The organism is Pelorhabdus rhamnosifermentans, from assembly GCF_018835585.1.
Classification (GTDB): domain Bacteria; phylum Bacillota; class Negativicutes; order UMGS1260; family UMGS1260; genus Pelorhabdus; species Pelorhabdus rhamnosifermentans.
In genome coordinates, this window is the sequence record NZ_JAHGVE010000012.1 from 1 (window position 1) to 20,757 (window position 20,757).

18 protein-coding genes are annotated in these 20,757 nt (G+C 39.0%); 3 read left to right on the top strand and 15 right to left on the bottom strand.

Annotated elements, in window-relative coordinates; genetic code table 11:
- Positions 1 to 804 (top strand): NAD(P)/FAD-dependent oxidoreductase (locus Ga0466249_RS14635; protein ID WP_215830217.1); only part of this gene is annotated, 804 nt, incomplete at its 5' end.
- Positions 801 to 1,172, top strand: coding sequence for a DUF1667 domain-containing protein (locus tag Ga0466249_RS14640; RefSeq protein ID WP_215830218.1), 372 nt, complete (start codon positions 801 to 803; stop codon positions 1,170 to 1,172). The genes Ga0466249_RS14635 and Ga0466249_RS14640, both read left to right, overlap by 4 nt.
- Positions 1,173 to 1,278: 106 nt before the next feature.
- Here the strand turns inward: Ga0466249_RS14640 and Ga0466249_RS27230 are convergent, their stop codons facing one another.
- The 6 genes from Ga0466249_RS27230 to Ga0466249_RS14670 form a co-directional block, all read right to left on the bottom strand.
- Positions 1,279 to 1,578, bottom strand: coding sequence for a GGDEF domain-containing protein (locus tag Ga0466249_RS27230; RefSeq protein WP_281422651.1), 300 nt, complete (start codon positions 1,576 to 1,578; stop codon positions 1,279 to 1,281).
- 29 nt (positions 1,579 to 1,607) lie between these two features.
- Positions 1,608 to 2,399 carry a GGDEF domain-containing protein gene (locus tag Ga0466249_RS27235; RefSeq protein ID WP_215830219.1) on the bottom strand — a complete coding sequence of 264 codons (792 nt, stop codon included), beginning with the start codon at positions 2,397 to 2,399 and terminating at the stop codon, positions 1,608 to 1,610.
- A 234-nt stretch (positions 2,400 to 2,633) separates the two neighbouring features.
- Positions 2,634 to 4,160, bottom strand: coding sequence for a methylmalonyl-CoA decarboxylase subunit alpha (gene mmdA, locus Ga0466249_RS14655; RefSeq protein ID WP_215830220.1), 1,527 nt, complete (start codon positions 4,158 to 4,160; stop codon positions 2,634 to 2,636).
- 138 nt (positions 4,161 to 4,298) lie between these two features.
- On the bottom strand, positions 4,299 to 4,964 hold the full coding sequence (locus tag Ga0466249_RS14660) for an MgtC/SapB family protein (protein ID WP_215830221.1): 666 nt from the start codon (positions 4,962 to 4,964) through the stop codon (positions 4,299 to 4,301).
- A gap of 131 nt (positions 4,965 to 5,095) precedes the next feature.
- Positions 5,096 to 5,767, bottom strand: coding sequence for a phosphate signaling complex protein PhoU (phoU, locus tag Ga0466249_RS14665; protein WP_215830222.1), 672 nt, complete (start codon positions 5,765 to 5,767; stop codon positions 5,096 to 5,098).
- A gap of 316 nt (positions 5,768 to 6,083) precedes the next feature.
- Positions 6,084 to 9,434, bottom strand: a complete 3,351-nt coding sequence (locus Ga0466249_RS14670) for a DUF5107 domain-containing protein (protein ID WP_215830223.1) — start codon at positions 9,432 to 9,434, stop codon at positions 6,084 to 6,086.
- A gap of 159 nt (positions 9,435 to 9,593) precedes the next feature.
- Here Ga0466249_RS14670 and Ga0466249_RS14675 point away from each other — a divergent pair, with 159 nt between their 5' ends.
- On the top strand, positions 9,594 to 10,436 hold the full coding sequence (locus Ga0466249_RS14675) for an AraC family transcriptional regulator (protein ID WP_215830224.1): 843 nt from the start codon (positions 9,594 to 9,596) through the stop codon (positions 10,434 to 10,436).
- 205 nt (positions 10,437 to 10,641) lie between these two features.
- Here the strand turns inward: Ga0466249_RS14675 and Ga0466249_RS14680 are convergent, their stop codons facing one another.
- The 9 genes from Ga0466249_RS14680 to miaA form a co-directional block, all read right to left on the bottom strand.
- Positions 10,642 to 11,631 carry a LacI family DNA-binding transcriptional regulator gene (locus Ga0466249_RS14680; RefSeq protein ID WP_215830225.1) on the bottom strand — a complete coding sequence of 330 codons (990 nt, stop codon included), beginning with the start codon at positions 11,629 to 11,631 and terminating at the stop codon, positions 10,642 to 10,644.
- 111 nt (positions 11,632 to 11,742) lie between these two features.
- Positions 11,743 to 13,233, bottom strand: a complete 1,491-nt coding sequence (galT, locus tag Ga0466249_RS14685; RefSeq protein WP_215830226.1) for a UDP-glucose--hexose-1-phosphate uridylyltransferase — start codon at positions 13,231 to 13,233, stop codon at positions 11,743 to 11,745.
- 35 nt (positions 13,234 to 13,268) lie between these two features.
- Positions 13,269 to 14,516: a galactokinase gene (locus Ga0466249_RS14690; RefSeq protein ID WP_215830227.1), complete on the bottom strand. Its 1,248-nt coding sequence runs from the start codon at positions 14,514 to 14,516 to the stop codon at positions 13,269 to 13,271.
- A gap of 292 nt (positions 14,517 to 14,808) precedes the next feature.
- On the bottom strand, positions 14,809 to 15,834 hold the full coding sequence (locus Ga0466249_RS14695) for an arabinose ABC transporter substrate-binding protein (protein ID WP_215830228.1): 1,026 nt from the start codon (positions 15,832 to 15,834) through the stop codon (positions 14,809 to 14,811).
- An 87-nt stretch (positions 15,835 to 15,921) separates the two neighbouring features.
- The gene (locus tag Ga0466249_RS14700) at positions 15,922 to 16,938 is read right to left on the bottom strand and encodes an ABC transporter permease (protein WP_215830229.1); all 1,017 of its coding nucleotides are present in this window, start codon (positions 16,936 to 16,938) and stop codon (positions 15,922 to 15,924) included.
- Positions 16,931 to 18,442, bottom strand: coding sequence for a sugar ABC transporter ATP-binding protein (locus Ga0466249_RS14705; RefSeq protein ID WP_215830230.1), 1,512 nt, complete (start codon positions 18,440 to 18,442; stop codon positions 16,931 to 16,933). The genes Ga0466249_RS14700 and Ga0466249_RS14705 overlap by 8 nt, the downstream gene beginning before the upstream one ends.
- Before the next feature lie 218 nt (positions 18,443 to 18,660).
- The gene (locus Ga0466249_RS14710) at positions 18,661 to 19,305 is read right to left on the bottom strand and encodes an AAA family ATPase (protein WP_215830231.1); all 645 of its coding nucleotides are present in this window, start codon (positions 19,303 to 19,305) and stop codon (positions 18,661 to 18,663) included.
- 151 nt (positions 19,306 to 19,456) lie between these two features.
- Positions 19,457 to 19,753: an RNA chaperone Hfq gene (hfq, locus tag Ga0466249_RS14715; RefSeq protein ID WP_215830232.1), complete on the bottom strand. Its 297-nt coding sequence runs from the start codon at positions 19,751 to 19,753 to the stop codon at positions 19,457 to 19,459.
- Between the two features lie 36 nt (positions 19,754 to 19,789).
- Positions 19,790 to 20,740 carry a tRNA (adenosine(37)-N6)-dimethylallyltransferase MiaA gene (miaA, locus tag Ga0466249_RS14720; RefSeq protein WP_215830338.1) on the bottom strand — a complete coding sequence of 317 codons (951 nt, stop codon included), beginning with the start codon at positions 20,738 to 20,740 and terminating at the stop codon, positions 19,790 to 19,792.
- Positions 20,741 to 20,757: the final 17 nt, after the last annotated feature.

Here is a 20,757-nt window from a genome sequence, read left to right on the forward strand (position 1 = left end):
GGCAAAAAAATTGTGATTTTAGGTTCCGGCGATATTGGTTTGATCATGGCCCGCCGTCTCACCTTAGAAGGGGCCAAAGTCGAAGGCGTGATTGAAATTATGCCCTTTTCCAATGGACTTACACGAAATGTTGTTCAATGCTTAGAGGACTATGAAATTCCGCTGTATTTGGCGCATACTGTTACAGCCATTCATGGTCACGACAGAGTTACAGGCATTACTTGTGCAAAAGTGGATGAAAAAATGCAGCCTGTTGCAGGGACAGAATTTGAACTCGATTGTGACTGTCTGCTGCTTTCCGTCGGTCTCATTCCGGAAAATGAGCTGTCCCGCGATCTCGTAACCATCGATAAGGTAACAAATGGCCCTGTTGTAGATCAATACAGACAAACGTCTGTGCCAGGATTTTTTGCGGCAGGAAATGTTGTCCACGTCCATGACCTTGTAGACTTTGTATCTGAAGAAGGCGAAATAGCCGGTAAATCCGCTGCACTTTATGCACAAAATAAATTAGGTATGACAGAAAAAAACATTGCCGTTATCCCGAGTACAGGCATGCGCACGGCTGTTCCGCAAACAATCAATTGTTCATCAGACAAGGAACCTGTAAAACTATTTATGCGAGTCAGACAACCCGCACGCAAAGTCATTCTAGATGTAAAAAGCGCTGGAAAACTTTTATTGACACGCAAATTGCCGGTGGCCAAACCGGGCGAAATGATTGTCATAACTATTCCCCATGACAACCTTACCACAGCAGGCGATGAAATTATTGTAACATTGAGACAGGAGGCTATCGTATGAACACAAATAAACGACAACTCAATTGTATTGTTTGTCCGCTGGGCTGCGCTGTTAAAGTTTTTTTTGAAAATAACAATATTAAAGAAATCAGCGGTTTTACCTGTTCACGTGGAGAAAAATATGCCCGTGAAGAAATAACTGCACCGAAACGTTCCCTAACAACAACCGTGAAGGTACTAGGCGGAGAATTACCCCTTCTGCCCGTAATATCAAAAACCACATTACCTAAGGAAAAAATTCTTGCTTGTGCCCGCTATTTAGCAACAATTGCGGTAAAAGCACCTATTACTGAAGGAAATATTGTTCAACAAAATATTTTAAATTTAGGTGTCGATATTGTAGCAGCACGTGATATCAAAGCTGTGTAAAGTGATTAGTGAAAAACCTTTTAAAAAGTAACAAAAAGAAACAATGCGATTTATTTGCATTGTTCTTTTTTGTTGCTTCTATTGGTCCACTATATACGACTATTATTTATTGATTGACAATAACCCGATTTCTTCCTTGCTGTTTGGCTTGATATAATGCATGATCTGCCCTTGTAAGAAATTCTCTTATAGTGCTATTTTTATAAAGAACCTGCGTTGAAACAATACCAATACTGACTGTTACCATTGGGGCTACTGTTGAATATTCATGCTTAATATTCAGTAACATAATGGCACTTCGAATTCTTTCAAGCATCTTTTCTGCTCTATATCCATCTGTATTAGATAGTATAACGGCAAACTCTTCGCCACCATAACGAGCACAGAAATCGGTTGAACAACGCATAAGGTGTCGAAGTGTGTTTGTTAAAGCTTTTAGGCATTCATCACCTTGAACATGTCCATAATATCATTATAATCCTTAAAAAAATCGATATCGATCATGGCCAGTGACAAGGGCTGTCCCGTATGCTGTGCACGATCCCATTCCACAATCAAGGTTTTATCAAAGGTTCGACGGTTGGAAATTTGTGTTAAAAAATCAGTAGAAGAAAGCCGCGTTAATTCTGCGGTCATTCGTTTGTGACATAACTGAGAATAAACATAACACAGATGGCTAATGGAATCAGAAGTGGCTATACGTTGGGGACTGACGAGAACGGTTGTGTTTTGAGAAAGATAATCACCAAACTTCGTATGCAATGCGCTTCCTTGACACACATAGGCCATACCACCAATAATATAGTCCGCCGCTGCGACTTTATCGGCAACTTGCTCATAACTTAATTCATCATAAGGTACAACTTCACAATGACAGTTATTTAATAAGTTGTACTTTTTCAAGCGATCCGTTAATGCAATAGTTCCAGACGTACTATTATTGAATAGGACGACATAACTATTAGCTGGAATCTCATGGAGAGCAAGAAAATATTCCGTGGGAGGTACGAGGGTCAAAGCAACTACCTTCTCCTTGCCAAAAGCACTTTCTATTTCCTGCTTACGATTAATCAAGCAAATATATAAATCGGCATTGGCCATTTCATGATAATTATTTATCGTTGCTGTAATAATTTCTATATTATCACTCACAGTCTTAACAACAACGTTTTTAATTTCTTCAATGTTCGCAATATTAGCACCGATAATAGCCAATTTTATTGCCATACCGTGTATCCTCCCATTTAGAGAACTAAGAATAATAGTATTATCATTTTATAAAGAATCTTCGCTATTTTTCCATTATATAGTTATTACCTCTGTAGAGGCTAAAATCCTCTTTTACATCATAAAACTACGACTATCAATGAGCTCTAGCTATAAAAAAGCTAGGTCACATCCGTTGTACAAGATGCGAACTAGCTTCTCCGTTTTCAACTGCTATTTTGACACAATGATGTCTTACAATGGTATCGAACCATGTTTTTTATGTGGTCTTTGTTCGATTTTCGTCGTCAACATGTTCAGCGCTTCAATAATTTTAAGCCGCGTTTCTTTGGGTTCGATAATTTGATCGACATAGCCACGTTCGGCTGCTTTATAAGGAGTAGCAAACTCTTTAACATATTGAGCCGTTTTTTCTTCAAGATCAGTAGCACCACGGAAGATGATATTTGCCGCACCAGCTGGCCCCATAACAGCAATTTCAGCAACAGGCCAAGCAAAAACCATATCCGCACCAAGATGCTTGGAACACATACCAATATAAGCGCCTCCATAGGCTTTGCGTGTAATCACTGTTACTTTTGGAACAGTTGCTTCGGAATAGGCAAAAAGAAGCTTTGCACCATGACGAATAATACCACCATGTTCTTGTGCCAGTCCTGGCAAAAAGCCGGGAACATCGACAAGATTGACTAATGGAATATTGAAAGAATCACAAAAACGAATAAAGCGAGCACTTTTATCTGAAGCATTAATATCCAGGCAACCTGCCATAAAAGTTGGTTGATTGGCAATAATACCAACAGTTTGACCATTCATGCGGGCAAAACAGGTAATAATATTTTTAGCAAAGTAGGGTTGAATTTCGTAATACTCACCCTTATCAACAATTTTTTCAATCACTGTTTTCATATCATAAGGAATGTGGGGATCATCGGCAATCATTGTAGTTAGCTCATCGTCCGTTCGAGTCGGACTATCATCTGTACTATAAAGAGGCGGATGCTCTTGATTATTGCTGGGAAGAAAGCTTAGCAAATAACGAATTTGTTCCATGCATTCTTCGTCATTTGACGTTATAAAATGCGCAACACCTGATTTTTCATTATGAGTCATAGCACCGCCTAGCGTCTCTGCATCCACTGTTTCTTGCGTGACAGTTTTAATAACTTGTGGACCTGTAATAAACATCTTGCTTGTTTGATCAACCATAAAAATAAAATCCGTAATGGCTGGCGAATATACTGCCCCGCCTGCACAGGGTCCCATAATTACAGAAATCTGTGGAATCACACCAGAAGCCAGGGTATTTTGAAAGAAAATTTGTCCATAGCCAGCCAAAGCATCTACGCCTTCTTGAATACGAGCACCACCTGAATCATTCATACCAATAATAGGAGCACCCATTCGCATCGCCATTTTTTGCACTTTAACAATCTTCGCGGCATGCATTTCACCAAGAGAACCACCTGTAACAGTAAAATCCTGAGCAAAAACAAAAACAAGCCGCCCATTAACATAGCCATAACCTGTTGTTACGCCTTCACCAGGATTTTCCTTTGTTTCCATGCCAAAATTTGTACAACGATGTCTTACAAATGGATCTATTTCAACAAAAGTATTTGGATCAAGTAATTTTCCGATTCTTTCGCGCGAAGTTAATTTACCACTGGCATGCTGCTTGGCAATCCGTTTTTCTCCACCACCCAATTGAATAACTTCTTGTCGTTTTTTTAAATCAGCGATTTGATCTTGAACAGACATAAAATCCCTCCCGAAATTAGAAAAATAATAACTAGAAATAATACCAATAAGTAATATCTGATATTATTACCTAGTATTAATTTTTATAATTTCATTATAGACTTCATAATATAGTCTGTCAATAAAAGGAATCTTTCACTAGTGGATACGAACCGATACAACACCCTCAATATTCATGAGTTCCGAGATGATTTTATCGATATTCATATGAGGCGGCACAGATAAATCAACCACTATATGCAATTGTTTCAGCTTCACATTTTCAGCTTCAATTCGAATATCATGAATACTAATGCCACCTTCGCCAATACAAGAACCAATTCTACCAATCTGCCCCGGTTTATCAGTTGTTATCACGAGTAATTCTGTATCACAAACATCACCTACAATACGAGCGTCTACCTTTGATAAGATAGTCAATGTAAGAAAAACAATAATCGTCGTTGTAATAGCACCAACAAAGCTGCCACTACCGACAGCCAAGCCGACTCCTGCTACCACCCATAAACTAGCAGCCGTTGTTAAGCCTGTGATCGACCCTTTATGGGTAATAATACTACCTGCACCAAGAAAACCAATGCCGCTCACCACTTGAGCAGCTAGCCGTGCCGGATCAGCATTCGTCAATCCCTGGACACTACTATATAAATTGATAGATAAGGTCATAATTAAACAGGAACCAATACAAACAAGGATATGCGTGCGCAGTCCAGCTGACTTATTGCGTGCTTGACGTTCATAACCAATAACACCGCCGAGAACAAATGCGATAAGTAGCCTGCATACAATTACTTCGTCTGTCATTCTGAATCATTCCTTTGGAAACTATTTTCATTTTATTCGTGCTACCATTTTCATAAAAATTATACTTTCCCGCTTCCGCTGTAGTACCTTTATCAGAACGCCCAGTCAGTGGAATTTTTTCTTAGACACTTCTAGAGCGTTTTATTTGTTTTACAAAACCGAGTTCCTCTTACAATATAGTAGACCAATTCCGCCACATTAGCTGATCGATCTGCTACACGTTCCACATAACGTACTACCACATGAAGGTCAAGAACAACCTCTTGAATCCAAGGATTTAAGGAAGCAACACAAAGAAGGCTTCGAAATAAATCATGTGTTTTCTTATCTACTAAATCATCCTGAGCATGAAGTCTGTCCGCTGCATCGTCATCACCATGTTCATAAGCAACTAAGGCATTTTCCAGCATTGTAACCGCTTCTTGAACCATATGCGTTATAGACTGAACTTGTGATCTTAATGCTGTCATGTCTTGCTGTGAAAACTCTTTTTGTACCCTTTTGGCAATTTGATTTGCATAATCACAGCTTCGTTCGATTTCAATGGCAATTTTTAAACTGCCAACTAAAAACCGCAAACTTTCTTCATCAGGTTGCTTGCTCAAAGCAGAGATACATTGCTCATCAATGCTTTGATAATATGCATCCACTTCTTTTTCAATATCTCGAACCTTCGCTGCTGTTAAGGTATTATTCGTCACCAAGGCGGATATAGACAATTTTACGGCTACGACTGCCTTTTCGCCCATTTCAAGCATCGCCTGCTTGATTCGTAATAATTCATCTCTTTCAGCAATTTTCATAACATCCATCCCTAAAACCATTATTCCGCATCTTATGTAAAATCCATGTAAAATTTTTGTTAACATTTTCTTTTATTGTAGCACATGAGTGAAAACTTCTTCAATGTTTATTCCATAAAATGTAATATTGTTCATATTTTAATACCTTATATAAACATCATGAGGTCTTAGTAAATAGTTGTTAATACTTTCCTAGAAACTATTTTTTGGCATACAAAAAACTTCCTTACCAACTTGATCCGTTTAAGGTCATTCATATCAGTAGGGAAGTTTTCTATTATGTTCGAGAAGTTGAAACAACTAGTTTAGTTCAATTTTAGAACAACCATTCTTGCTTCAACGACAAGTGAGCCACAGCCCCCTGATGATTTACATCCATTTCCAGCACTTTTAGCAATTCCTCCTTCCCGTTATCCAAGCGACCCATTCCTAAATAACCCAAGCCCATAAGGTAACGGCAATGAATTTTATTTTGCCGATTAAGGTCCTCATCAAAGATCAAAAAGTCGGGCAAAGATACCGCGAAATAATCAATTGTTACATTTTCAAACAAATGTTTTTCACCATAAGCAATCAATTTATTGAATCTCCTGTTGGCTTGATCATGCCGACCCAATTTTTTTAGCGCAAGACCTTGATAAAAAATCGTTTCCGGCGGCTGATCATTATAAAATAGGACACTCGCCGGTTCATTCATGCCAATTGTTGCTTTTAATAAATACTCTGTTGATCGCTCCCGCTCACCGCTACCTTCATAAGCACAACCTAAATAAAAATAAATATCGTTTTCCTGGGCCCCCGCCAGTTTACCTTCGCCTAAGTTATCCGTGTAAACCAAAGCTTGCCGTAGCTGATGTATAGCTGCCTTATATTGTTTATTTTCCAGATACTGCTTCGCTATTTCCACATGAGAATAAACATATTGCTTAATAACCTTCCCCTCTCCCCCTTCCCAAGGATGGAAGATTCTTGCTGCCAACAGGTTTTGAGCTTTTTCAAATTGACCGGATAAATTCATGAGCGTAACATATTCAATATACAAATCGTCTCTTTTCATTACTAACGCCATATTTTCAGTAAAAAACGCAAGTCTTTTGCTACATGGTACATTTAATCTTTTATAGAGCTGATCTAATTCCAGAAATATTCTTGCATCCTCAGGGGTTAATTCAAAAGATTTCTCCAAAAATTGTTTTGCTTTATCAGCATCATGCTTTTTATTATAATATGCCAGAGCAAGATTCCGATAAGGAATCGAAAAAGAATCATTAAATACCACCGCTTGTTCCCAACATTCAATAGCTTGATCATGCTGTTTTTTATCGTACCATAGATTACCAAGGTAATAATTCACTTTGGCATCGATAGGATTTAGCTCTCGAGCCTTTTGCAAAACAAGTAAATCATCAATACTATTAGGAAAGCAATAATCCGGATTTGCATTCATTCCTAAATTGCAGTAGTCTAATGCTCTTTCGGCATTCCCCATTTTTGAATGGTAGTATGCAAGATAATAATAAACCATTGGATAACGATTCTCAAAGCTTGTAACATAAAGCAAAAAACTTGACAGCACATCTGATGCATCATCAAAAAAACCTGCTGATGCATAATCCCATGACAATGCAATATAATTTCGCGGATCATCCCTCATGATTTTTCTCAGATCACTTGAGAGGTCAGCCGCTTTTCCTTTTAGTCCCTGATCTATCGCAAGCCTATATAATTCATTACGAGCGCCAAAGTCTAGAATATCAATAATTATTGTTTCATTCGATATTTGCCCTGCCGCCTCATAATTCTTTAACTTTCTTAAAATGATAGTTTTAAGCAGTCTTGCTTTACAGTTATGGTAATTTCGTACTATCGATTGATCGATATGCTCTAGAGCCAGATCATACTCCTTATTTATACAGTCGATTTGTGACAGAGCATAATATCCGCTATCTTGCCATGCCGAACTCCATACTGCCTTATAAAAAACATCATAGGCTTTGGAAAACTCACCCTGATATTGTAAAGATAACCCTAAATTATAGTAAGGTTCACTGTCATAAAAATTTGAATTATGCCTAGTGGCGGACTTAATTGCCCGCTGAAAATATGTTTCACTTGCTTTAAACTGTCCTCTTCTAAACAGTAAGGCTCCATAGGCGTTATTAATTCTAATATCGTCAGCATCCCGTGACAAACCTTCGAGATAATAAGAATCAGGTTCATAATTAGCATGGCGATACTGTTCCAAATGAAGCCCAGCAAGATATAAAGCCTCGTTATTTTTTAGTTCCTTCGGATCCCCAGCAATAGCTTTAGCAGGCTCAGGCACCATTTGAACTCTTTCCTCTTTGGGTTGATAAGAAATCAATTCGCGGCCATCTTCAGTTACCACTGTTAATAATAATCTGTGTTCTTTTTCATTCTCTGCCAGAGCTACTTTTGTAATATAGGTATTTTCAGGTGATAAGTTGGTCTGATATTTCAAATAAACGCTTTCCTCACTTTTTAAGGTGATGACAGCATGATCATACACGCCTGTGGCATATACACCGACATAGGCTGTTCCATCTTTCACTTCCAAGCTGACACTTGCTTTTATCGTAGCATTTTTCACTATACCGATACCTTTATATGGCATAAAATACTGTGTAAAACGCTTCTCTTCGTAAGGCCTAATCCAGGTAAAATCAGGCTGATTATCCGTAAATACTCCCGTCATCAGCTCAATATATGGACCGTCTTCATCAGTCAAGTTTTTGTCCCACGCCTTGCCGAAGTCACCGCAGCCCCATGTCCATTGTTTTTTGCCAGGTGAAATGTGATGATTCGCAACATGAAGAATACCAGCCTTTACTGAATGATCATAGCCACCAATAAAATCGTAGTCGGAATGCTGAGCCATATAAGAAGTCGGCACGGGAATATTTTTGTAGCGAGAGATATCTACCCCTGCCGAATAATCCATTTTGTAATAAACACCAGTAGCAATAGGAAATTTGGAAACAGCTCTCTTCCCATGATCAAAAACGGCATAAACATCTGGCGGAAAAATGGATTGGGTATAATCATTCGCTGCAACTGCAGGATTCGCCCACCACAAGAAGGTCTGAGGTTGGACAGTTCTGTTATAAAGCTGCCCAGTTACCGCTAAGTATGCCTTGTCCGGATATAATGTAAAACCAGCCATGCCTTTGGTTCCGCACATTCGATCAATCTCGCTCACCCATAGGGTTTTACTGCCGTCTTGATTATCATTTAATATATATTCCACCGGACCAAAAGTATTAGGTCTATGGTGCTGAGGCCAATTAAATTCAATTCCACCTGAAATCCACGGACCAGCCAAACCAACCAAGGCAGGTTTAATCACTTTGTTATAGTAAACAAAATCATAGTTATTTGTTTTATCCAAGGCTCGTTGTATTCTGCCGCCCAGTTCCGGTAATATCATTATTTTTAAATAACTGTTTTCTAAAAATACGGCTTTATATTTTTGATTAACCTTTTCATCATAAATTTTATCTATTACCGGATAAGGATACACCTTGCCTGAGCTTCCCTGGTAAACCCGTTTTTCAAGGAACATAGGGTTTTTATCGGGCTTACCTACAGGATAGGTAGGAATTTCAATTTCCTCTTCCCATATCTTTACACCTAAATTTGGCACCATTTTTATCCGTCCCCCTCAGTTTAAAATATTGCTCTAAATTCATTTTCATTATATAAGTAAAATTAGTGCATTACATTACTAATAATTGCCCATTCATTTATAAATCTTGCTATTTATTATTGTTATATGCGATATAATTCAAGTAAAGGAGGGAATTTTATGAATACTGGCGAAAAGGGAGTACTTCGTCATTCCTGTGCCTATTATCACAGTCCAAGTCAATTAGCAAAATCGATGTTTTTTTATTTACTATGTGCCGGTCATTTTTACTGCGATAGCAACTACAATGTACAAAGAAATTCTTTCCGTAGCTATTTACTTATGTATATCAAAAATGGAGAAGGCATCGTTACTTTTAATAGTAAAACGATGCCTGTCAAAACCGGTGATATTATCCTATTAAATTGCCATCAGCCTCATTCCTATCAGGCTAACAAATGGGAAACCTTATGGTGTCATTTTGATGGAAACGTTAGCTCAAAGTTTTTCGACCTAATATATAATACTTCCGGTTGCGTATTTCCACTTCATGGATCTCAAGTAATTCCTGATTCTCTCATTACAATTCTGGAAATACTTAAAAACAAAACAGTTCTAAATGAATCCCTAGTATCCTGCAGCATTCAGCGTATGTTAACTGAACTTCATCTCATTGGTTCAAAACAACTTCATGCCGCGACAAACCAAACAAATTTAGATAAAGCAATTATCTATATCCAAAATAACTATGATCAAAAGATTTCCGTTCGAACCTTAGCAATTTATGCGTGTATGAGCCTGTATTATTTCAGTCGTGTCTTCAAGAAATCAACAGGCTATTCGCCTCATGAATATATCACAATGGTTCGATTAAACCGTGCTAAAATTCTATTGAAATCCACGGAACTATCTATAAAAGAACTCGCCTTTAAGGTGGGGTTTAACAGCGAAGCAAATTTTATCACCTGTTTTAAAAAGCATACCACCTACACGCCGAATGAATTCCGAAAAATGCCGATATAATATCTGATGTGTTATAACAATTCTATTCGTATTTTAAATTGTAGGTCCGGACCGGTTGCAAGGAATAAAACATTTCATTTTTTGCAGCAATAAGCACCTCTTCTACCATCATGCATTTTCCTTTCTATCATAAAAAATATTGGTGCCCAGAGAAAGTCTGGATACCAATATTTTTTACGTCCTATTCGTATATTGCGAAAGAAAATCAAAAACTGCTTTCCCGTATCTTTAATTCTGTAGCCAATGAAACTTTCTTGGCAATATTTCTGCCGCTAAAGCGTTCCTGCAATAAATCCACAGCCGTTTCTCCCATCAATTCCGTATGTATTTTTACTGTACTAAGCGAAGGGGAAATATACTGTGCAATACTGATGTCATTGACACTGATCAGATTAACTCGCTCCGGTACAGAAATTTCGGCTTCAGCCAAGGCTTTTAGACATCCGATGGCCATTGAATCGTTACCAATGTAAAATGCAGTTGGCAGCCGATCGCCGAAGTCTAAAATGGCTTGTTTCATTAAAAAGTATCCATCATTAGCTGAAAAACTGCCAATATATAAACAAGGATCAACCCATTTCCCCTTTTCCGATAAATAAGAACAAAAGGTCATTTCCCGTGCATCTTCAATCTGTGACGTCTGATCCTTAAACACCTCTCGCCCGCCAATATAGCCGATAGAAACATGCCCTTTATCCATAAAATAGTCAATCACCTGTTTCGTGGCTCTGGCAAAGTCTACGCCTACCGAATCAAAGCGATTGTCGTCTGGCGAAAAATCAACGAATACAATATGTCGACTTAAATCCATGAATGAAGCGATTTCACTTTGACTAAACTTGCCCACAGCAATAATTCCCTGAATATTATCTTTGGCAAAATCCTTAATATTTGTGCGAAAATATTTTACGATGCTCAAACCATTCTGTTCGCACCGCTTTTCTATCCCTAAGCGAATGGACATATAATAAGTGTCGTCCAATTCTTCTTTTTCGGTATACCAATGAATCAAGGCAATTTTGGTTGCTGCCATTTTGCGAGTCGTACGTTTTTCATAAGAAAGTTCCTCGGCAGCTTCAAACACTTTTTTTTTGGTTTCATCACTTACAGATAAGGTTGCATCGTAGTTAAGAACCCGCGATACTGTAGCAATTGAAACACCTGCCTGGTTCGCTATATCTTTAATCGTAGCCATAATAATATCCACCCTGCTTTTTTCTAGCCTTTATTTACAAAATTAGCCAAATATATATCAAAAATATATTTTGTAAAATTTATCAAGCCAGGCATCTGCTGCCATTCTAAATTATTTATCAACCATCGCTAAAAATCTCCTAAAAGCTGCATTTCCCGGTTCATTTCGCTTAAAAACACCGGCATCCTCCAATACTCGCGTGAACTTTGCCGCCGTTTCGATTTGAATTATTCCCCGGATGTTACCTGGATTTACCTGATGATTGTATTTTTCTTTTAAATACTCTGCCCATGTCCGATGATACTCAGGAATCTGAATATCACGGCCCAATACATATTCCGCTACTTCCTGCAATTCCAGTTTCAACCTTGCCGGCAATACCGCAAGTCCCATCACTTCAATCAGCCCGATATTTTCTTTCTTGATATGCTGTACATCCTGATGCGGATGAAAAATTCCCAGCGGATATTCTTCAGTGGTGCGATTGTTTCTGAGTGCCAAATCCATCTCAAATAGGCCATGGCATTGACGGGCAATCGGCGTAATAGTATTATGCGGCACGCCCTTGGAATCGGCGAGGATAGCGACAGACAGGTCGCTGTATTGCCGCCAGCAATCTAAAATGTGATTCGCCGCCGCAGCAAGTTCCGCAGCACATTTCCCTCTTAATCGGATGACTGATAAGGGCCATTTAATCACCGAACAATGAACATCAGGAAACCTTTTCAGTGAAAATAAAAATTCATCTGCTGCTTTTTCCATAGCAAATTCATAGTGGCCACCCTGGAAATGATCATGAGAAAGAATCGAACCACCGACAATCGGCAGATCAGCATTAGAACCAATAAAATAATGCGGAAATTGCTCCACAAAGGCCAGCAGCCGCAAAAAGGTTGCCCTGTCCAGCTTCATGTCCCGATGTTCCTCAGCAAAAACAATACAATGTTCATTATAGTATACATAAGGAGAATATTGCAAATACCACTGTTCACCAAGTAATTCAAGACGTACCAATCGATGATTGGTGCGGGCCGGATGACCAATTCGTCCCGCATAGCCTTCATTTTCGGCACAAAGTAAGCATTTAGGATAGCTAGTACTCTTTAGCGTTTTTTCCTTCATAATATCCTGCGGATTTTTTTCCGGTTTGGATAAATTGATCGTAATATCCATCTTACCATATTCCGTAGCTGCTTTGTAATTTATGTTTTTGCTGATTCGTTTCGTTTGGATATAGTTGCTATCCCGACTTAGTTTATAAAAATAATCGGTTGCCTGCTGCGGACTAATTTTATATTTATTGCGAAATCGCTCATTGATCACCGATGGAAGAAGAATAAAACAATCCATAACTTTTGCGGCTAATATTTCCTGTTCATCAAACAGATCAGATACCACACCCTGTTCGCAAGCATATTGCACCAAATTTTCCAGCAAATCAGGTATAGTCGCTTTACTAAAAGCAATGTCTTCTTGAATAAAATCTGACAGCCCCAACAAATAGATAATTTGGTTTCTGACGTATACTTCATCACATCGTTCAATCAATTCCAACGAAATTGCCTTTTCAATTAATTGCCGCACGACTTGATAGATATTCATCCTAACCTTCCCCCAAGTTAATTGAATCACCACATTCAATCAGTTGATAAATGGCATGAGAACCAATATACCCGACTCTTCCTACCACCAATACATCCAACTACATCACTGTCCTGCGAAATTTCTTTTGCCCCATCGCCAATATTGGCAATATAAAAACTAGCAGCGTAACCAATGTTTTCTTTGTAAGTCCGGCCAACCTGATCGATAAACTGCTCAATCTGTTCATTCTCTACAATAGCAATTGTACAGCCACCAAAACCACCGCCAGTCATACGTGCTCCCAGCACCCCAGGCTGTTGCCAGGCCGCATCTACCAGCGTATCCAATTCCTTACCAGTTACTTCGTAATCATCTCGCAACGAAATATGAGATTCATTCATCAGTTTGCCAAATTCAGCCAGTCGGCCTTGTTTCAGCTCCGTCAGCGCTTTTAAAGTCCGGCGGTTTTCATATACTGCGTGCTTCGCACGTTTTATTAATATAGGATCGCCGATCAAGTCCTTGTTCTTTTCAAATGTCGCCTCATCCAATTCCCCCAGCGATTGGATCGGCAATTTAGCCTGAAGCCGCTTCAAAGCCAGTTCGCATTCATTTCGTCTTTCATTATATTTAGAATCCGCCAGTTCACGACGTTTATTGGAATTTATAATCACAATATGTTGCTGCTTGAGATGAAGGGGCGCGTATAAATATTTCAATGTATCACAATCAAGCAATATACCGCAGTCGGTTTTTCCCATGCCAATAGCAAACTGATCCATGATCCCACAGTTGACGCCGATAAATTGATTTTCTACCTTTTTCCCCAGTTTTACCAGTGTCAAGCGTTCCAGCGACAAAGCAAACATTTTTTCCAACATAACTCCAGTTGCCAATTCAATGGATGCCGATGATGACAGTCCGGCGCCATTCGGAATTTCACCATAAAACAAAAGATCCATACCGCTGTCAATCTGATAACCGTCGGCAATAAGATAACGAATCATGCCCTTGGGGTAATTAGCCCAATCATGTGTTTTATTATAGTCCAGATCTCGCAGTGAAAAAGTAATCACCCCTTTTTCCGGGAAGTTCATGGAATACATGCGAATCAGATTGCCACTACTTTTTTGAGCCAATACATAGGTGCCCAATGTAATCGAACAGGGAAATACATGTCCGCCATTATAGTCCGTATGTTCACCAATCAAATTAATTCTACCAGGTGCAAAAAACACCCGATATCTATCACTGTGGAATTTTTCTTTAAATACTGCCGCACATTTTTCAACTTGGTGCACAGCTATCACCTCCTACGTGAAAGTTGACGAAAATACGATTATTACCGATCTTTATACTTCATTAAATAATCGTAAAAATGAAAAGTCGATTTTTTACTAAAAACAACATTTATTTTACTTATTTTTAGTGAAATTTAAAGGGAATAAAAACATTGATCCGATCAACTGAATGGTCATAGTTACTTGAATCGTCAGTGGATGCGGATCATATAATACGTACCCAATTACTACTAAGATTTAAATGAATTGGCGCCCCCGCGACCTTGAGCGCCAATTCATTGAATTCGTCTAGCTAATTTGCGTGACTCCCCATAACCTCTTTATAATTATCCGGTGTCACAATTTTAGCGTCCACAGCTGTTTCCATTGGAATTTCTGTTTTCTGCAAAATATTGTTGATTAATAATTTTACGGAAATACCGCCCACATCATCGGATGAGAAATAAGTAGCTGCTTTCATGGCAGAATAAGGTTTCTTATACTCATCTTTGGCAAGATAACCACCAAGACCGATCACGCAAGAGCTCTTATCCAAACCAGCTTGCTCCAAAGCTCTTACTGCGCCAACCGCGCCTTCCTCGTTAGCGCTCATAACCATCCACTTCTTAATTTCAGGATGAGCGGTAAAAATAGCCGAAGCCGCATTAAATCCCTTATCTGTTTCGCCTGTATAATCGGCCTTAAATACCCTGTTCTCAGCAAAGCTAGGCAATATTTCCTTGAATTTTTCCTGCTCGCCTTGTGTTCTTGGTACACAGCTTGACACAGTATCCATGGTCAGTACAAGCAAACCCGTTTCAGCATCCTGATCCAGATTATTTTGTTTAGCATAATTAGCCATCCATTCACCGTTAACTTGGCCAATTTTATAGGCATTAATACCAACCCAAGGAACCAGCTTGTTATTGCTTTCATCCTGCAAGGCATCATCAACAGCGATGACCGGAATACCCGCTTGTTTGAATTTTTCAACCGTTATTTTAGATAATTTCTGATCAGGAATGCAAGTGACTACGCCATCTACTTTTTGGGCGATAACATTTTCCACCGCCTGCATGTAAGTATCAGGATTCATTTTGGCATCAACAAAGAGAAATTTCGCTGCCCCCATGTCTTTTGCCATTTTTTCAGCGGCTTTTCCTTCATCAATAAACCATACCTGATCACCGGCTTTATAGATGCCGGCAATCACCAACTTTTTTTGACCACTGCTGGCAGCACTTTTTCCCTGATCTGATTCACCTGAACCACAGCCCAACAATGACAAACTGACGAATAAAATTCCCAGCACCACTGTGAATATCTTTTTCAGCTTCATTCATAATCCTCCTCGTTTTTTGTCAATATCCAAAATCAGCCCGAAATTCATCCTCCTTTTTGAAAATAATTTTATGCTTTCGCCAAATTAATGGACGATGGCCTCCTCCTTTTCCAAAGCAACCATACTTTCCTCAAGCAACTTCTTCTCCCGATTGGTTTTGCGGATATAATCGAACGACAAAGCAATAAGTAACAGCATGCCTCTTGCTACATACTGCCAAAAGACTGGAACATTCAACATAATAAGACCTGTATTAAATCCCTGGAGGATTAGAACGCCTAGTACGGTACCAAATATGGTACCAACTCCACCGGCAAATGCCGTCCCGCCCAAAACGGCAGCCGTAATGCCGTCAAATTCAAGGCCAACACTGGCAGCAGGTTGACCGGAACTCATTCTGGCTGCTAATATTACTCCACCTAACGCCGCCAAAGCACCCGTTAACATAAATAATATATTGTTGATCCGCTCGGGATCCAAACCGGCCATTCTTGCCGCGTTTTTATTGCCGCCAATCACGTAGATGCTCCTGCCAAATTTCGTCTTTGCCAGGATAACGCCAAAAATAAGAAAAGCGATAATTAAAATTATAACCGGTATCGGCAATCCCAAAATACGCTCTTTACCAAAGTTAATAAAAGTATTATCCATAATATATACCGGTTTCCCATCACAAATGATGTAAGCTAGACCTCTCATGATCGACATCGTTGCCAAGGTAGATATAAAGGATTCTAATTTGATTTTATTTACGAACCAAGCATTAACATAACCTACCACCACACCGGAGAAAACTACCAATAATAACATCGGGAAAAAGCCCAGGCCCTTTTGCATTAAAACGGCCCCGAAAACGCTGGCAAAAGCAGCTACCGAACCTGCCGACAAATCAATTAGGCAGGCAATAATCAAATACGACTCACCAATTGCGACAAGACCAGTAATCGAGGCGGCGACCAAAACATTAATCAAATTCGCGCTACTAAAATAGTTCGCGTTAAACAAAGAAAATAAAATTATTAAGGCGATTAAAGCTCCTAGCAAACCAAGCTTATCTGTCTCAATATTTTCCATAAACTTCCTGATATTAATATTAGGCATATTTTTTTCCTCCTTCGCCTAACATAGCATAAGTCAGTAATAAGTCCTCCGTAGCCTCTTCTCGTTGAACTTCACCGGTTATTCTACCATTCCGCATCACGATAATTCGATCGCTCAAACCAATGACTTCCGGCAATTCGGAAGATATCAGCAAAATACCTACCCCCTCTTTGGCTATTTTACAAATCAGTTTGTAAAACTCAGATTTAGCACCAACATCAATTCCTTTGGTCGGTTCATCCAGAATCAAAACTTTAGGTTCTGTAGTCAGCCATCTGGCAACAATGACTTTTTGCTGATTACCACCACTGAGTTCCACTATCTTTTTATAAGCATTCGGTGTCTTAATATTGAATTTTTTAATATTTTTTTCGACAGCGGCCTCTTCCTTTTTTTTATCGATTAACCCCAGCTTACCAAGAATACGATCTAAAATAGAAACGCTGATATTTTCACCTACCGACATGTTAGCCAAGATTCCCTGCGTTTTTCGGTCTTCCGGTACCATAACAAGACCATAATTAATTGCGTCTTTAGGTGAGCGGTTGATCACACTTTTACCATCAAGAAATATCTCCCCTGATCGTATGCTGTCAGCACCGATAATCAAGCGCATCAGTTCGGTCCTGCCCGCCCCAACCAATCCGGAAAATCCAAGTATTTCCCCGGCTCTCAGCGTAAATGAAACATTTCTTACCCGATCGGAAGTAAGCTTACGGACTTCCAACAAAATTTTCCCTATGGCAGCATTACGATTTAGTTCTTTAAAAACGTCTCCCAAATCCCTGCCGACCATCAATTTAATCAGCTCTTTTTCGGAAACTTCCTTCTGCCTAACCAATTTAACAAATTTACCGTCTTTAAAAACAGCCACCTTGTCGGCTATTTGTTGAATTTCCTGCATCCGGTGCGATACATAAATAATCACTTTTCCTTCTTCTTTAAGTTTTGCAATAATTTTGAATAAAACTTCAATCTCACTGTCGCACAAACTAGCTGTTGGTTCATCAAAAGCAATAACTTTCAAGTTCCGGCTATAAGCTTTCATGATTTCAACCATTTGCTGATGAGCAATACTTAAATTTCTAACCTTTCCTTGCGGATGAATAGGTAAGCCAAATTCATCAATAATTTTTTTTGCATCGCTATTCAACTTTTTAAGATCGATAAATCCTAATTTATTTACTGGTAGCCTACCGGCAAAAATATTTTCCGCCACGCTGACATCCATCACAATTTGTCTTTCCTGATAAATCACACTGATTCCAGCTTCTATGGCTTGTTTAGGGTTATTGAAGTGCCGGGTTTCCCCATTGAGCAAATATTCTCCTGATGTAGGCTGATAATCCCCATTTAGCACCTTTAATAAAGTTGACTTTCCTGCTCCGTTCTCTCCCAAGAAGACCAGGACCTCTCCCCCTTCGACCTTAAAGCTCACGTCGTCCAAAGCTTTAACCCCGGGAAAGTACTTGGTAATTTGCTTAAATTCCAATGTATTTCTCATTTTGCCTCCCCTTTCGTTGACGATGCTAAACAACGCTCAGAATATTTTATAATATTTCATCGTATTGGAAAATTCAGTTATTTATATAAAAAGTATAGCAAACTCCTCATTATGCGTCAATGTATTTTTACTAAAAATTCATCTGTTATTTACTTGTTTTTACTTGAATTTTAACTTCTCATCTGTTTTTATCATATTTACGAAAAATCAATTAATGATCATTTTAAGTAATTAACCATACCATCAACCCATGTACCTGGGTTCTCTTTAATGACCTTTATACTGATTTGCTTCCTGAGTATCACGATACAGTCGATGGCTTCTTTGCCGAAATCCTTTTCCCCACCCCGTGACAATGAATAAGCTTCATCAATAAATAAAATTCCGCCATAAGCTCTTTTTAATTGTTCACGCGTTTTTTGGGCGGTATGACCAATATATTCACCAACAAGATCGGCTCGTTCTACTTCAATAAGATGGCCTTTTTCAAGAAGCTTCATATGATAAAAGATCTTACCAAGTATGCGCGCCACCGTTGTTTTTCCTGTACCTGGATTTCCTTTAAAAATCATATGCAGACAAAGGGGTTCCGTCAATAGTTGCTCTTTTTGCCGTCTTTTTTGTATTTCAATAAAAGCATAAATTTCTCTTACTAATTTTTTTACTTCCTCTAGGCCAATTAACTGGTCAAGATCCTTAAAAATATTTTCCGTAACAACGGGGGCAGTTTCGTTTTTGCTCTTATGCTTTCGAATACTACTTCCCATCCGATCCAGATCAATTAAGGCCCGACAGGCTTCTAATGCTGAACACTGACCCGTTTCAACGTGTTCTAAAACCTCCGCTGGCCAGGTGTATACCATAATCCCACCTCATTATTGATGATAATTATTATACGCAAGACCTTACAGAAGGGTGAATACAATAGAAAAAGCTCCTAAGCATAGGCTTGGAGCTTTTTCTACGAGAATATGACTCATTTCCAGGAATGTTCGTTCTGAAATTTCGTCAACATTACTGTCGGTCTATTTGGGACTTTTCTGGTTGTGATTTATCCGACTGTAATTTATCAAACTTATGGTCTTCCTTATGCATTGAATTCAGCGGTCGGAAGGGTGTAATCGTTGAGATTGCATGCTTATAGACTAACTGCTGCTTGCCATCATTTTCGATAATAACAGTAAAATTGTCAAACCCTTTAACTGAACCACGCAGTTGAAACCCATTTACAAGATAAATAACGACAGGTACATTTTCTTTGCGGACTTGATTTAAGAAACTGTCCTGCAAATTAATTGCTTTTGTTGTCATGACGCAATCCCTCCGAATTCAATTTACTTCTTCATTCTACTTTAGATTGAACTTTTCTGCAATAGATTGGTAAATATTTTCCACAATTTGGGCTTCTGATCGTCCTGCATCAACAGAAAACCACTGAATATAGGGCATCTTCCGATACCAAGTCAACTGACGTTTGGCAAAATGCCTTGTTGCTTGTTTCATCTTCATTAGCGCATCATCGAGTGCCATTTGACCTTTTAAGTATAAAACAATCTCCTTATAACCAATGGCCTGCATTGACTGCGCTTCAACTGCTAGTCCAGACTGAAGCAACCTTTTAACTTCCTCTACCAAGCCAGCAGCAACCATCCTGTCTACGCGTTGATTAATGCGGTCATATAGCAGTGAACGTTTCATGGTCAAACCAATGACACTCGCTTCATATTGCAATGACTGTGAAGGGACCTGGCATTCTTCGGGCTGTTTGCTTTGCTTACCTTGCCGTGTCAGATGATGAATTTCCAAAATGCGAATCACACGGCGTAAATCATTGACATGAAGACGCTGGGCCGCTTTTGGGTCAACCTTGGCAAGCAAAGCATGAACTTTCTCATTTCCCTGCTGCTTTGCTAATTGTGTCAGATAGGTACGATAAACTTCATCACTTTGTATCTCATGAAATACATATCCTTCAAGCAAAGCCTTGACATACAGTCCCGTCCCCCCGGCTAAAATAGGTATTTTCCCTGCCTTATTCAGACGGTCAATAAGAACTGCTGCTTGTTGTTGAAAATCAACAACACTGTATTCTTCATTGGGTTCCAAAATATCAATTAAATGATGAACAATCCCATCTTTTTCTATCAAAGAAGGCTTGGCTGTACCAATATCCATCCCCCGATAAATTAACATGGAATCCCCCGAGATGATTTCTGTATGAAGCCGCTTAGCAAGAGCAATACTTAATTTTGTTTTTCCTACAGCAGTAGGACCCAATAAAACAATAAGGCGGTTCATCATGCCACCTGCCTTTT